Genomic DNA, 13011 nt, shown 5'->3' with positions numbered 1-13011 from the left:
TAGCAAGCATACAGGCCCCGAACATTACTATCGTTACCCGTAAATGTGTAGTGATTCATAGAACAAAGATAAAATGCAACGAATGAGGATCGCAGAGACCTGAACCTGCACCAAAGACGCGCAAAGTTTTGTGCTCAGGCGGACATTTGTATACCATAGCCAGCTTTCACATGGCTGTCTGAGTGAGAAACAAAATATGGACAACAGTAACAATCACGATCGCCAGGCGCACAAAGAAGCATTATTAGCCATTGCGCTCGCTGTCGGCTACTTTATCTGGTGGTACATTTCTGCTTATGGTTTTTCCGCCCCGCCAGAGGAGACCGCACTGCCCGAACTTTACTGGGGTATGCCGCTTTGGTTCCTGTTATCGTGTGTGATAGGCCCAATCGTCTTCACCTGTTTATGTGCTGTCATGGTAAAAGTGTTTTACCGTGATATTCCTCTTGATGTAAAACCAGACCAATCGAATGAATAGTCAACTTATCATCCCACTGATCATTTATCTGATCGGTGTTTTTGCGGTCGCTTTCTTTACGCGCCGCCATTATCGTCAAGGCAGTTTCCTGAGCGAATACTTCGTCGGCAGCCGCAGCATGGGCGGTTTCGTGCTGGCGATGACACTAGCCGCGACCTATGCCAGCGCCAGCAGCTTTATTGGCGGCCCTGGCGCTGCGTATAAAATGGGGCTCGGCTGGGTACTGCTGGCCATGATTCAGTTGCCGGCAACCTGGTTGACGCTGGGCGTCCTGGGTAAAAAATTTGCCATTGAAGCCCGTAAACATAACGCCCTGACGCTTAATGATATTCTGTATGCCCGTTTTAAAAGTCGTTCTGTGGTGATTCTTGCTTCGCTTTCCCTGCTGCTGGCTTTTTTCGGCACTATGGTGGTGCAGTTTGTCGGCGGTGCCCGCCTGTTGCAAACCGTGACCGGTTTACCTTATGAGCAGGGTCTGATGCTGTTTGCCTGTACCGTCGGTCTGTATACCACCATCGGCGGATTTCGTGCCGTCGTCCTGACCGACACCATTCAGGGCATCATGATGTTAATTGGTACTGTGCTGCTGTTAGTTGGCGTGGTTCATGCTGGTGGCAGTATTGGTGAGCTGGTCTCAGACCTGCATAAGATCGATCCGGCCTTGGTGACGCCTTACGGCCCTGATCATTTCCTCGGCCAGCCGTTTATGCTCAGTTTCTGGGTACTGGTCTGTTTCGGGGTTATCGGCCTGCCCCACGCGGCGGTACGTTGTATGTCTTATAAAGACAGCCCATCCCTGCACAAAGCCATGGTGATCAGCACCATTATGATGGCCCTGCTGATGTTTGGTACCCATATGGCCGGCGCGCTGGGGCGTGCCATTGTCCCTGATATCGCCAGCCCGGATCAGATTATGCCGACCCTGATGATTACCGTGCTGCCACCGGTGGTTGCAGGTATCTTCTTGGCGGGACCGATGGCGGCCATTATGTCTACTATCGACTCCCAGCTGATCCAGGCTTCCGCAACCCTGCTTAAGGATCTCTACATCAACTACATCAATCCGAAAGTTGTGGAGGAAGAGCAGGCAGATCGCAAACTGAACCGCTTATCCCTGTGGGTGACCTCAATCTTTGCGCTGCTGGTCTTCTGCGCCGCAACCAACCCGCCAGATATGATTGTATGGTTGAATCTGATTGCCCTCGGCGGCCTGCAGGCAGTATTCCTGTGGCCATTGATTCTCGGCTTGTACTGGAAACGCGCCTGCGCTGCGGGAGCGCTGAGTTCCATGGTGATTGGTCTGGCTGCCTATATCGGACTGATGTGGTTCAAACCCGACCTGGGCGGCGTTCATCCGATTGTTCCGACCCTGGCACTCGGACTTATCACTTTTATCGCCGTAAGTGTATTTAAGCCATGCCGCGATAAATCGCCGGCACTGCAATCCTGAACAGGCTAAGCCAGCTATACCTATACCGCTTCGCTATGACGGCGGTTTCACCATCACATTCACAAACAGCGGCCTGGTGCCGCTCTTTGTTATTGCGTCGCTATTATCAAGGCATTGCCTTTGCGGCGCTCTCTCCTTAAGCTTGCCATCAGGTTTAATAAAATCATCAGGATAGCAAGATGGACAGGCTACAGTGCGATCGTATGTTTGTGGCTGTGATGGAGCTGGGCAGCTTCGCCCGCGCCGCGCAAAGGCTCAATATCAGTAGCGGACAGGCTTCAAAGCTGATTTCCCGTCTCGAGCAGGATTTAGGGGTCCAGTTGTTTAAACGCTCAACCCGCTCTCTCGCGCCAACTGAAGTGGGTCAGGCTTATTATGAACGCATCAAACGCATCGTGGACGACCTCGATGAACTGGACGACTCGATTCGTAACGCTTCACGTCAGCCTTCAGGCCGGTTGCGTATCGCCGCTCCCGTCACATTTGGTCAAAGCCAGTTAGCCCCCTGCCTGATTGATTTTTCTACCCGGTATCCCGAGATTGACCTCGATGTGCGCTTCTCCGATCGCAGCGTCAACATTGTTGAAGAAGGTTTCGATCTCGCTTTGCGCATTGGTCAACTGACCGACTCCAGCCTGATCGCGCGCAAATTGTGTGATGTCCGGGTGTTAACCCTGGCCTCTGCGCAATACCTCAGTCAATACGGCACACCGCAGCACTGGCGAGAGCTCGCCAGCCATAACTGTATTATCGATACCAACTTCCGCGACCCGTTTCGCTGGCCCTATATTAACGCCCAGCAAATCGTCGAGGAGATGCCGGTGAACGGCCGGCTCAAATTCTCCAACGCCGATGTGTGTCTGGAAGCAGCTTGTGCAGGACTGGGCATCGCCCGCCTGCCGACCTTCGTGGCCGCCGCTGCGATCCGGCGCAATAAATTAGTGCCGATTCTGAGCGACTATGAAGTACCACCAATCGGGCTTTTCGCGCTCTATCCACCCGCTAAGCATCTCGCGCAGTCATCGCGTGCTTTCATTGATTTTCTCGTCGCGCGCTTTGCCGCTGGTCCAACCTGGGAGTAGCGATTTTTCCCTTTGGGTAAAGAAAGAGTTACCCAGAAGAGGGGATGCGGATTTTACTTCCATTTTGGAAGGAAATATCTTCAATCCGGCTATCTAATCATTGTTTTGGAAGTAAGGTACAGTCTCTCCATCGAATACATCGCCACAGCGATGAATATCTATTAAACGCGGATCCAACCTTGCAGATAAAGGTCCGGGGAAGCGAGAGCCGATTTATACCGAGGTGAGATATGTTAGTAAATGGTCAATGGACAGCAGAGTGGCATCCCGTACAAGCAACCGATGAAAACGGCGGATTTGTTCGTCAAATTTCAAGTTTTCGTGATTGGGTCGTTCCGGCAGAAAGCCTCGCGCCGGGCGAAACCGCTCAGTTCGTTGCCGAGCCGGGCCGTTACCATTTATACGTCGCCCTGATTTGTCCCTGGGCTTCCCGTACCCTGATTGCCCGTAAATTAAAGGGACTGGAAGAGGTTATCAGCGTCTCGGTCGTCGAGCCCAAACTGCTTGACCAGGGCTGGCATTTTGGGGATTACCCCGGTTCCGATAAAGATGATCTCAATGGCGCTAAGTGGATGCATCAGCTCTATACCAGAGCCGATCCTAGCTTTACCGGCCGGGCTACCGTGCCAATTTTGTGGGATAAACATCTTAACACTATCGTCAGCAATGAATCCGCCGACATTGTGCGTATGCTAAACAGTGGCTTTGGTCAGTTGGCCAATAACGACTTTGATCTGTATCCAGAACCGCTGCGCGGAGAAATTGATCAACTGAACGCCGACATTTACCCGAAACTGAATAACGGTGTGTACCGCACTGGTTTTGCGACGACGCAGCAGGCGTATGAAGAGGCGTTTCAGGATGTGTTTAGCATGCTTTCCTCTCTGGAGCAGCGCATGAGTGACGGTCGTCCGTATTTGCTGGGCGACACCCTGACCGAAGCAGACATCCGCTTGTTTGTTACTCTGATTCGCTTCGATCCGGCTTACAACGGTATTTTCAAATGTAACCTGCACCAACTGCGCGAGTATCGCTTTCTGGATAGCTACATGAAACGTATCCTCGATCTGCCAGGGGTACGCGCTACTGTTAACCTTGATCACATCAAGCAGGGTTACTACTCTATTAAAGCATTGAATCCGAATGGGATTGTGCCGGTAGGTCCGGACATGTCGGCCTACGGTTTATAAGGAATCAACCATGACTAAGAAAATTGTGATATTTCTGCACGGCGTTGGCAGCTCAGGCGCAGATCTGGAGCGTTTAGGTGATTACTGGGCAAGCTCTATGCCGGACGTGGCATTTTTGGCTCCGAACGGCCCGTTTCCCTTCGATCAGGGCAATGGTTATCAGTGGTTTAGCATCAGCGGTGTTAATGAAGTGAACCGGGCTATCCGGGTTCATGATGCCCGTGCAGCACTGGATAAAACGCTCAGCGAGCTGCTGCTGGAACATGGCGCGACTTGGGAAAAAGACCAGATTGTACTGGTTGGTTTTTCTCAGGGCACAATTATGTCTCTGGATGTTGTGGCCAGTAACCGCTTACCCGTGCACGCCGTGGTCGGATTTTCCGGCCGCCTGGCTTCTCCGCAACCGCATGAGGTGAATACCCGGGCACCACTGCTGCTCATTCATGGTAAAGCGGATCCGGTCATCCCGTTCAGTGAAACAGAAAAAGCAGCTCAGCAACTCAAAGCGCAAGGTGCCAAAGTGACGACCCTCTTTGAAGATGGCATCCCGCACACAATCTCCCAGCAAGGCGCCGAGCGGGCTGCGCAATTTATTCGTCAGTGCTTTGATATTAGCGAATAACATTTTGATATCAGGAAATAACATCCTGCTCCGGCGGCGACGTCGCCGGTCTTAATCCCCTGTGTTTTATCATTAAGTCCCTTTACGTGACGGCATTCAAGCCATCTCTCACGCCTGCCGGACAGCATGACTCTTCGCGCTATCCGGCACTTTTTCACATTTCGACGCCCACTTTATCTGTCGCTGCCGTTAACTCAGGCTGGCGAGACGCGCGGCAAAGCCCATAAAGAACATCCCCAAAATGCCATTGCCGACTTGCGACAAACGCTTATGGTTACGAAACATTTGGGTCAGAGATGTGCCAAGGAAAATCAGCGCACTCAGATAAACGATGCTGAAAACTTCCAGAATGGTGGCCAGAATCAGGTAAGAGATCCAGGTGTGATCGTAGGTGTAATCAATAAACTGAATGAAAAACGACACGTAAAACAGAATCGCTTTCGGATTGGTCAGGCTCAGTGACAGCGACTTCACAAAAATATTTTCACTCTTCTTTGGCCGCTCTACCCCATCCTCATCCACTGCATCTTTACGCAGCAACTGATGGATGATTTTCAGCCCCAGATACAGCAGATAAGCGGCTCCCAGATAACGAATAATGGTAAACAGCACTGGTGACGCCTGAATCAGCGACGCCACCCCCAGATAAGACAGCAGAATCAGAATTGCATCACCAATTAAGACACCACTGGCTGCTTTGTAACCGGCTTTAACACCAAACGACGAGCTAGATTTCAGCACATACAAAGAGTTAGGACCCGGCGCGAGAATGATCATGGTTAAACCGGCCAGATAAGTCCAAATATTGATCACCCCAAACATCTCTAACATACTGTCCCTCGCCGTCGGCTAATTGATGAGAATTGCGGGTTTTTCACCCCAAAATTTTTGACTGTATAACGCAAATTAGTCTGCTCGTCGAGTATTAACAGCAGGATCCGGACACAACTGGTACAAATCTCCGCTGAGCCGATAACGACAATTAATGGCTGACCAGTTTAAAGCACATAAGCAGCGAATTATTCTGTCACTGGCACAAAGCCCAACCGAGCTTTTTGCATCTCTGTTTAGCAACAGAATCATATCTTGTGTTGACTTTTTTAGAACAATTCGTTGGTTTTATATCATTAGTTTCATCAATATCTTTGTGGTTAAATCCAAAATGATCCCCAGCAAGAAGCTCACAATCACAAGGAAGCAAACTATGGATAGTTTGAAAGGCCAGCTTGGTCACTGGCGTCTACACCTCACGGTGGTTATTATTGCCGTCATCTCAGAACTGATAGGAATTATTAAGGTGCCACTGGGTGGCAGCAGTGTTGTTTTATTACCGCTGTTCTATGCCTTTATATTCGGTTTGTTAGTCAATCCGAACGTGGTCAAAAAAGCCAAAGTCATTCTGACGTCCAAACATGCTGAAAAAGCCACACCCATTATTATTATTTCTGTACTGCCTTTCCTGGCTAAATTCGGCACTCTTATTGGCCCGTCATTGAATAAAATTCTCGAAATCGGTCCGGCGATGTTACTGCAGGAACTCGGTAACCTGGGTACGATTTTAATTGCGATGCCACTGGCGATCCTGGTGTTGAAAATGGGCCGTGAAGCCGTGGGAGCCTGCTTTTCTATCGCTCGTGAACCGAATATCGCGCTGATTTCTGATAAGTATGGTTTAAAGAGCCCGGAAGGCGTCGGGGTGATGGGTGTCTACGTCATGGGTACCATGTTCGGTACACTCTATTTCGGAATTCTCGCCTCGCTCCTGGCTTCGACCGGATGGTTTGACCCTCGTGCACTGGCAATGGCCTGTGGTGTGGGTAGTGGAAGCATGACCGCCGCTTGTTCTGCGGCACTGGGCGCATCACTGCCAGCAATGAAAGAAGAAATCCTGGCTCTGGCCGGAGCAAGTAACCTGCTGACCAACGCCTCTGGCCTGTTTGTCGGTCTGTTTATTGCCCTGCCCCTGACCGAAAAACTGTATCGCCTGCTTACGGGTAATAAAGCCGCCATACCATCAGAGCCACAAGCAATCAGCAACACAAGGAAGTGATCTCAATGTCTGATACTACTGCAAAAAAGAACGTGAACGCGTCGATCAACTTATTAGATTATGCATCAGTGTTAGTGATTGTGTGCATTATCGCACTGATCAGTAACTGGACGGGTACCGGCATTACACCATTGTCAGCACTGCCTGGTATGGTGATTATCTTTGGTATGGTTATCATTGGATTGGCATTAGCCAAATATATGCCTTTCTATTTACCGTCGGTGGCATGGCTGTCACTGGTGAGTGTGGTATTAACAATCCCGGCGTCACCGGTATCGGAATTTATTCTGACTCAGGTAAAAGAAATTAACTTCCTCAGCCTGGTCAGCCCGGTATTAGCGTATGCGGGTATCGCTATCAGTAAACAAGAAGTCTCAACTTTTAAAACTGCCGGTGGTAAAGTCGTCATTATCGCGCTGCTTGTGTTTACCGGCACGTACCTGGGCTCAGCGATCATCGCTAACCTGTCACTTTAAACTCTCAAAGCACAAGCTCAATGTGCACCATTATAAAAGTGAAGATTATGCCAAATTATATTAGTCAGCATTCAGAACAACATCAGCAGTTGGTGAAGTGGAGACGCGATCTCCACGCTCATCCGGAAACCGCCTACGAGGAGTTCCGTACCGCGGATAAAGTGGCCGAGATCCTGTCCTCGCTGGGCCTGGAAGTCGACCGAGGCCTGGGCGGAACCGGTGTGGTCGCCACCCTGCACGGTAATCAGGGCGATGGTCCGACCATCGGTCTGCGTGCCGATATGGATGCACTCGATCTCGACGAACTCAACACCTTCGAACACTGCTCCAGACATCAGGGTAAAATGCATGCCTGTGGCCACGACGGTCACACCACCATGCTGCTGGGCGCTGCGGTCACGCTGGCCCAGGATCCTGAATTTAAAGGCACGGTGAACTTTATTTTCCAGCCAGCAGAAGAGAACGAGGCCGGCGCCAAAGCGATGATCGCTGACGGTCTGTTTGAACGTTTTCCTATGTCGCAGGTCTATGGCCTGCATAACTGGCCGGCTTTGCCTGCCGGTGAAGCTGCCGTGCATTACGGCGCAGTGATGGCCGCATTCGATACCTTTGATATTACAGTGACCGGTATCGGTGGTCATGGTGCCATGCCGCACCAGACGGTTGACCCTGTGTATGCATCAAGCCTGATCGTCAGTGCCCTGCAAGGCATTATTAGCCGTAACCTGGATCCGCAAAAATCCGGCGTGATCAGTGTGACTCAGATTCACGGCGGCCACGCCTATAACGTCATTCCGGAACAGGTGACGCTGAAAGGCACCACCCGTTCATTCTGTCCTGAGGTTCGTGACCTGATCGAAACGCGGATGCACGAAGTGGTCAGAACGATTGCCCAGGCACAAGGCTGCCGGGCGGACATCACCTACACGCGCCGCTACCCGGCCACCATTAACACGGTAGATGAGGCGAAGCATTGCCAGGCCGTGCTGGAAGCGATGCCAGAAGTTCAGCAGGTACATATCAACCCACCCGCCAGCATGGGCGGTGAAGATTTTGCCTTTATGCTGGAAAAATTGCCGGGTGCTTATATCTGGCTGGGTAACGGCAGTGCTGACCATTCACATAATCTGCACAGTCCGAATTATGACTTTAATGATGAAGTTCTGCCAATTGGTGCCAATTTCTGGGTTAGACTGGTACAACACCTACTGGCAGATTAAACGGCATTACAATAGTCATGGACGAACGAGCCCTCAAATATTTTGAAGTGGTCGCGAAAACGAAAAGCATACGTGCAGCCTCTGAAGTGCTGCACGTTTCGCCTTCAGCGATCAGCCGAAAAGTGGCACAACTGGAAGCCCAGCTCAATGTACGTCTCATGGACCGGATTGGGCGCGGCGTTGACATCACCGAATCCGGAGTCCGCTTAGCTCGTTATATTCAAGATATCAACCAGAAGAAAAACGACCTGATTTCTGATTTGTCGGAAATCGAAAATCTGCAAAGCGGCACGCTGCGCATTTCTGTAGGCGGTGGCTTTATACCGGATCTTATCGATCACGCCATTGCGCAGTTTTCCAGGCGCCATCCAGGTGTAAAACTGGTATTGCAAGTCGGTGGCGGAGACGATGTGATCGACTGTATCAAACATGAAGAAACCGATATTGGTGTGCTGCTCAATTCACCGCCAGATACCAAACTCGATGTCCTATACTCCTGCCCTTTTCAGGCGTTGAGCCTGTTGGTTCCTACAGAGAGCCGCTGGGCACAGCTTGATACCATTACTCCCGCCGAACTGGCTGAAGTGCCGCTGGCGCTGCTCAATGAATCATTCAGTATCCGGCGTGCAGTTGATCTGTATGAAGTGCGTCAGGAAATCCGCTTGAAAGAGCTGATGGTGTGCAATTCGTTTGACGCACTCAAGAACTATGTGTCAGCCGGTTTGGGCGGGACCTTACTGCCTAAAGTCTGCGTCAGTAAAGAGCTTAAAAATCAATCCTTTGTCGCGGTAAATATCGAAGGCATGCATACACTCGATACCACGGTCGATTTGGTGATCCGCAAAGGCCGGCCGCTCAGTGCATCAATTCAGGCGATGCAGGAGTGCATAGTGACCGGTATGAAAGCATTTAACGCCACCACATGACGGTGCTATGTTGCCTACTGACGTTGCCTACTGACGATACCAGGCTCATCGCTAAAACAAACGATCCGAAAACAACAAAGCCGGCACTGACGCCGGCTTTGTCATAAACAGCGAAGACTTCCCTTACGCCGGCTCCGTTTCCGGCTCCTGCTGCGCACTGACCTGCAGATACAGCCACAACCCTGACATACAACCCAGCGTGGCAAACAACAACCACAACCAGCCGGACGGGAAAGTCGGCAGATCCAGCAGCCATCCGGCCCCCCAGTTACCGACAAAAGCAAAAAAACCGCCGATACAGGAGTAAAGGCCGTAATAACTGGCCAGGCGGGTCGAAGAAGCAAAGCGCGGAATATAAGCGCCAATCAGTGGCAGAACCATCATCGAGCCGCTGCTGAGCAGCACAGCACAAACAATAAAAGGCAGCGCCGGCCAGGCAGGAAAATGAAGATTCAGCGCCAAAAATGCACTGCCCATCAGCGCCATACCAAAGCCCATACCTTTGGCGGTACCGAGTTTTTTCTCCACCCAGTGACTGACCGGCAGTTGCATCAGCACGCCCATCAAAGATGACACCATAAATACCCAGGTAATCACCGACGGATCGCCGGTCTGGGTTCGCACCTGATGCGGGATAGACAGGTAGAGTTGATGAAACAGGATCTGATACACACACGCCGCCATGACAAAACGCATGAAAGGCCGGTTTTGCAGCATCTGCCACCAGTCCGCCAGCACGCCCTGACGCTGTTGTTCAACACTATGATGCGTATCTTTTGGCAGGTAATACCATTGCAGTAGCAGCAGAATAAAGAACACCGCCGCCGCAGAAAGTCCGACCCACATGAAGCTAACAGCAAACAGGCTGAGACCAATTAAAGGCCCGAGTAACATACCAGCTTCGCTGGCCAGATTCTGCAGCGCAAACACCCGGTTGCGCTCTTTCTGTTGCGGATACTCCGAGGACAAATAGGCCTGGCTGCTTGGCGTAAACAGCGCACCGGCAAAGCCGGTACAAAATGCACCGAGCACTATCGCCACAAACGTGTCGCTGACCCCGAGTAAAAAGAAGCCGACAATCCGCACCGCACAGCCGATCAGAATCATCGGCTTGTAACCAAAACGGTCGCCCAGAGTCCCGCCAATCAGGAACAATCCCTGCTGACTCAATACCCGCAGGCCGATGATTAAACCGATATACCAGCCACTAAAACCAAGATTTTGCAGATGCTCAGCCAGATACGGCAGTAACATATAAAAGCCAAGATTAAAGCTGAAGCTGTTAAAGACCAGCACTCGCCCTGCTGCAGAGAGCAGACGCCAGTCATTCATCACGTGGTTAAGCTTCATTACGCTACCTTTTTCGACCGCAGAGTCCGTACAAACGGAATCCCGTTTTCATCACTGATCACCGTGGCTTCAACGTTATAAATATCCTGTACCAGTTCGGACGTCAGGATGGACTTAGGATGCCCGCAGGCCACCAGCTCACCCTCTTTAAGAACCAATAAATTATCGGCATACTGAGCGGCAAGATTAAGATCATGCAACACCATCAAAGTGATGTACTGCTGCTCACGCGTCTGAGTCACCAGGTGTTCGAGCAGGACATGCTGATGGTGTAAATCCAGCGCACTGACCGGTTCATCCAGCATCAAAATCTGTGGCTCGCGCATCAATGCCTGTGCAAACAGAATCATCTGACACTGACCACCACTTAACGTGCGTACATCCCGGTTGGCGAGGTGGGCAAGCCCCATACTTTGTAAGATCTCTAACGCCGCGTGCAACATATGATCTTCAACACGTAAACTCAAGGCATCCAAACGACCGAGTAACACGACTTCGATTACCGTCAGATTCACATCGAGATGAATATCCTGCGGCATATAACCGAAACGTTGCCGCCAATGTAGCAGTCGTTTTATATCGAGCGAATCCTGACCATGATGAATCGAGCCGCTATCCAGTTTGAGTTCACCAAACAGAGTTTTGAGCAAAGTGCTTTTTCCCGTTCCGTTCGGACCGAGAATCGCAGTCACCTGACCGGGCTTGAGCTGGAAACTGATATCCCGCGCCAGAGTGAGCGCACCGATCTGAATATTTAGTTTCTGTGCGGTCAGACATTTAACCGGCTCAGTCACGCAGTGTTGCTTCAACATGATTAACCTCGCTTAGCCACAATCAACCAGAAAAAGAACGGCACGCCGATGATGGCCGTAACAATACCTATCGGAAACAGAGCACCGGGAACAATTGACTTGGACAAGACCGAAGCAGTCGATAACAGGCAGGCTCCGATAATAAATGACAGGGGCAGAAAGAATCGCTGATCTTCGCCTACCAGCATCTTGGCAATGTTCGGCGCAACGATGCCAATAAATCCGATGATACCGACAAAACTGGTCACGGTGGCCGTCATTACCGCCACGATAAACAAGATCTTCAAACGTAAACGGGTGACATCAACACCAACACTTTTCGCCCGCTCTTCACCCAGACGTAACGCAGTGAGTTTCCAGGAATCCTGCATCAGAAGTAAGAAGCCGCCCAGAACCACGACAGCGGTGATCCCCAGATTGCCCCAGGTAGCTTTAGACAAACTACCAAACAACCAAAACAAAATCTGCTGACTCAGTTCAGGAGAAGAAACAAACTGCACCAGCGAAAGCAATGACTGAAACAAAAACAACAGCGCAATACCAGCCAAAATTAATTGCCCGGAACTGATATGACGCATCGACGCCAACATAAATAAGAAGCATGCCGACAGCATACAACATAAAAATGCACCGATGGGCACAGCAAGGTTGCTGTCTAAGCCTAACGAACCAATGTACAACATGATCGCAGCACCAAACCCCGCAGCAGCAGCCATACCCAGTGTATAAGGGCTGGCCATCGGGTTATTCAGCAAAGTCTGCATTTCAGCGCCGCCAACGCCCAAAGACCCGCCGACGATGATCGCCATCAGAGCAATCGGTAAACGCAGATTAGTCACGATTACCTGAGTAGAAGCATCAACTTGGAACGGGAGCCCAATAAATTCCAGTAAAGCATTCATAACATGCGAGGCGTTCAACATAGATGGCCCCGTCATAATATCGAGCACAAATGAAGCCAGTAAAACACTACCAAACAACATCAAAACCAACCAGCGCCGCCGCTCACTGCTACGTTGGTGGTCAATCGCTTGTAATAAAATTTCAGATTGCATCGTGGCTTACCTGTACATCAAAACTTATGGTTATCGGTCTGCGATACCTCGGGCATGAGCCCCTGCAACATAGTCCCGGACAAAATCACATCGTCCTTCTGTAAAAAGCGCAACACTCCTTACTCCGAGCGCCGGCTCTCACCTCACGATTTGCTATGCGGTCACGCAGCCGTTTTTAAATTCACACAGGGCGCTATACTATAACAACACACATCAATATCAATATAAATCGTTATGGTAATCACTATCATTTGTTAGCTCTGCGTCCCATCCTGCCCCACTCTAATCAACTGTTTTTTT

General features: G+C 50.6%; 13 protein-coding genes. 9 read left to right on the top strand and 4 right to left on the bottom strand.

The features are described from left to right. Positions 1 to 196 precede the first annotated feature (196 nt). The 5 genes from KNV97_RS00815 to KNV97_RS00795 all read left to right on the top strand — a co-directional run bounded on the left by KNV97_RS00815 (position 197) and on the right by KNV97_RS00795 (position 4822). Positions 197 to 478, top strand: coding sequence for a YhdT family protein (locus tag KNV97_RS00815; RefSeq protein WP_136486740.1), 282 nt, complete (start codon positions 197 to 199; stop codon positions 476 to 478). Then, positions 471 to 1928, top strand: a complete 1458-nt coding sequence (gene panF / locus KNV97_RS00810; protein WP_136486742.1) for a sodium/pantothenate symporter — start codon at positions 471 to 473, stop codon at positions 1926 to 1928. The genes KNV97_RS00815 and panF overlap by 8 nt, the downstream gene beginning before the upstream one ends. Positions 1929 to 2107: 179 nt before the next feature. Further along, a complete protein-coding gene (locus KNV97_RS00805; RefSeq protein WP_136486744.1) occupies positions 2108 to 3010 on the top strand; it encodes a LysR family transcriptional regulator in 903 nt (300 codons plus the stop codon). Between the two features lie 230 nt (positions 3011 to 3240). Continuing rightward, entirely contained in the window at positions 3241 to 4200 is a 960-nt protein-coding gene (locus KNV97_RS00800) for a glutathione S-transferase family protein (RefSeq protein ID WP_218561863.1), read from the top strand. Between the two features lie 10 nt (positions 4201 to 4210). Continuing rightward, positions 4211 to 4822, top strand: coding sequence for an alpha/beta hydrolase (locus KNV97_RS00795; RefSeq protein WP_136486749.1), 612 nt, complete (start codon positions 4211 to 4213; stop codon positions 4820 to 4822). A 189-nt stretch (positions 4823 to 5011) separates the two neighbouring features. Here KNV97_RS00795 and leuE read toward each other — a convergent pair whose 3' ends face one another. Further along, positions 5012 to 5653 carry a leucine efflux protein LeuE gene (gene leuE / locus KNV97_RS00790; protein WP_136486752.1) on the bottom strand — a complete coding sequence of 214 codons (642 nt, stop codon included), beginning with the start codon at positions 5651 to 5653 and terminating at the stop codon, positions 5012 to 5014. Between the two features lie 373 nt (positions 5654 to 6026). Between leuE and KNV97_RS00785 the strand changes: the two genes are divergently transcribed. From KNV97_RS00785 to KNV97_RS00770, 4 genes are read left to right on the top strand one after another with little or no spacing between them, the layout of a single operon-like run. Continuing rightward, on the top strand, positions 6027 to 6872 hold the full coding sequence (locus tag KNV97_RS00785; protein ID WP_136486754.1) for a DUF3100 domain-containing protein: 846 nt from the start codon (positions 6027 to 6029) through the stop codon (positions 6870 to 6872). 5 nt (positions 6873 to 6877) lie between these two features. Further along, entirely contained in the window at positions 6878 to 7348 is a 471-nt protein-coding gene (locus KNV97_RS00780; RefSeq protein WP_136486756.1) for a hypothetical protein, read from the top strand. A 47-nt stretch (positions 7349 to 7395) separates the two neighbouring features. Continuing rightward, positions 7396 to 8568 (top strand): M20 aminoacylase family protein, encoded by a 1173-nt coding sequence (locus tag KNV97_RS00775; RefSeq protein ID WP_256611684.1) that lies wholly within the window; start codon positions 7396 to 7398, stop codon positions 8566 to 8568. Positions 8569 to 8585: 17 nt separating this feature from the next. Beyond that, a complete protein-coding gene (locus KNV97_RS00770; RefSeq protein ID WP_136486758.1) occupies positions 8586 to 9494 on the top strand; it encodes a LysR family transcriptional regulator in 909 nt (302 codons plus the stop codon). A gap of 123 nt (positions 9495 to 9617) precedes the next feature. On the opposite strand, the gene KNV97_RS00765 is transcribed toward KNV97_RS00770, so the two are convergent. Genes KNV97_RS00765 through KNV97_RS00755 form a run of 3 tightly spaced genes read right to left on the bottom strand, consistent with a single transcriptional unit; the run spans position 9618 to position 12711 of the window. Further along, positions 9618 to 10844 (bottom strand): MDR family MFS transporter, encoded by a 1227-nt coding sequence (locus tag KNV97_RS00765; RefSeq protein WP_136486761.1) that lies wholly within the window; start codon positions 10842 to 10844, stop codon positions 9618 to 9620. After that, positions 10844 to 11656: an ABC transporter ATP-binding protein gene (locus KNV97_RS00760; protein ID WP_218561862.1), complete on the bottom strand. Its 813-nt coding sequence runs from the start codon at positions 11654 to 11656 to the stop codon at positions 10844 to 10846. Before KNV97_RS00760 ends, KNV97_RS00765 begins: the two co-directional genes overlap by 1 nt. A gap of 2 nt (positions 11657 to 11658) precedes the next feature. Next, a complete protein-coding gene (locus KNV97_RS00755; protein ID WP_136486765.1) occupies positions 11659 to 12711 on the bottom strand; it encodes a FecCD family ABC transporter permease in 1053 nt (350 codons plus the stop codon). Between the last annotated feature and the right edge of the window lie 300 nt (positions 12712 to 13011).

The organism is Vibrio ostreae (assembly GCF_019226825.1).
In the GTDB taxonomy this organism is placed as follows: domain Bacteria; phylum Pseudomonadota; class Gammaproteobacteria; order Enterobacterales; family Vibrionaceae; genus Vibrio; species Vibrio ostreae.
Note: the sequence above shows the minus strand (reverse complement) of the source record. Positions and strands in the feature narration are given on the sequence as shown.

What these genes read in the sequence shown, in the direction of transcription:
- KNV97_RS00815 (WP_136486740.1), top strand. Translation starts at nt 197, where the DNA reads ATGGACAACAGTAACAATCACGATCGCCAGGCGCACAAAGAAGCATTA.
- panF (WP_136486742.1), top strand. Translation starts at nt 471, where the DNA reads ATGAATAGTCAACTTATCATCCCACTGATCATTTATCTGATCGGTGTT.
- KNV97_RS00805 (WP_136486744.1), top strand. Translation starts at nt 2,108, where the DNA reads ATGGACAGGCTACAGTGCGATCGTATGTTTGTGGCTGTGATGGAGCTG.
- KNV97_RS00800 (WP_218561863.1), top strand. Translation starts at nt 3,241, where the DNA reads ATGTTAGTAAATGGTCAATGGACAGCAGAGTGGCATCCCGTACAAGCA.
- KNV97_RS00795 (WP_136486749.1), top strand. Translation starts at nt 4,211, where the DNA reads ATGACTAAGAAAATTGTGATATTTCTGCACGGCGTTGGCAGCTCAGGC.
- leuE (WP_136486752.1), bottom strand. Translation starts at nt 5,653, where the DNA reads ATGTTAGAGATGTTTGGGGTGATCAATATTTGGACTTATCTGGCCGGT.
- KNV97_RS00785 (WP_136486754.1), top strand. Translation starts at nt 6,027, where the DNA reads ATGGATAGTTTGAAAGGCCAGCTTGGTCACTGGCGTCTACACCTCACG.
- KNV97_RS00780 (WP_136486756.1), top strand. Translation starts at nt 6,878, where the DNA reads ATGTCTGATACTACTGCAAAAAAGAACGTGAACGCGTCGATCAACTTA.
- KNV97_RS00775 (WP_256611684.1), top strand. Translation starts at nt 7,396, where the DNA reads ATGCCAAATTATATTAGTCAGCATTCAGAACAACATCAGCAGTTGGTG.
- KNV97_RS00770 (WP_136486758.1), top strand. Translation starts at nt 8,586, where the DNA reads ATGGACGAACGAGCCCTCAAATATTTTGAAGTGGTCGCGAAAACGAAA.
- KNV97_RS00765 (WP_136486761.1), bottom strand. Translation starts at nt 10,844, where the DNA reads ATGAAGCTTAACCACGTGATGAATGACTGGCGTCTGCTCTCTGCAGCA.
- KNV97_RS00760 (WP_218561862.1), bottom strand. Translation starts at nt 11,656, where the DNA reads ATGTTGAAGCAACACTGCGTGACTGAGCCGGTTAAATGTCTGACCGCA.
- KNV97_RS00755 (WP_136486765.1), bottom strand. Translation starts at nt 12,711, where the DNA reads ATGCAATCTGAAATTTTATTACAAGCGATTGACCACCAACGTAGCAGT.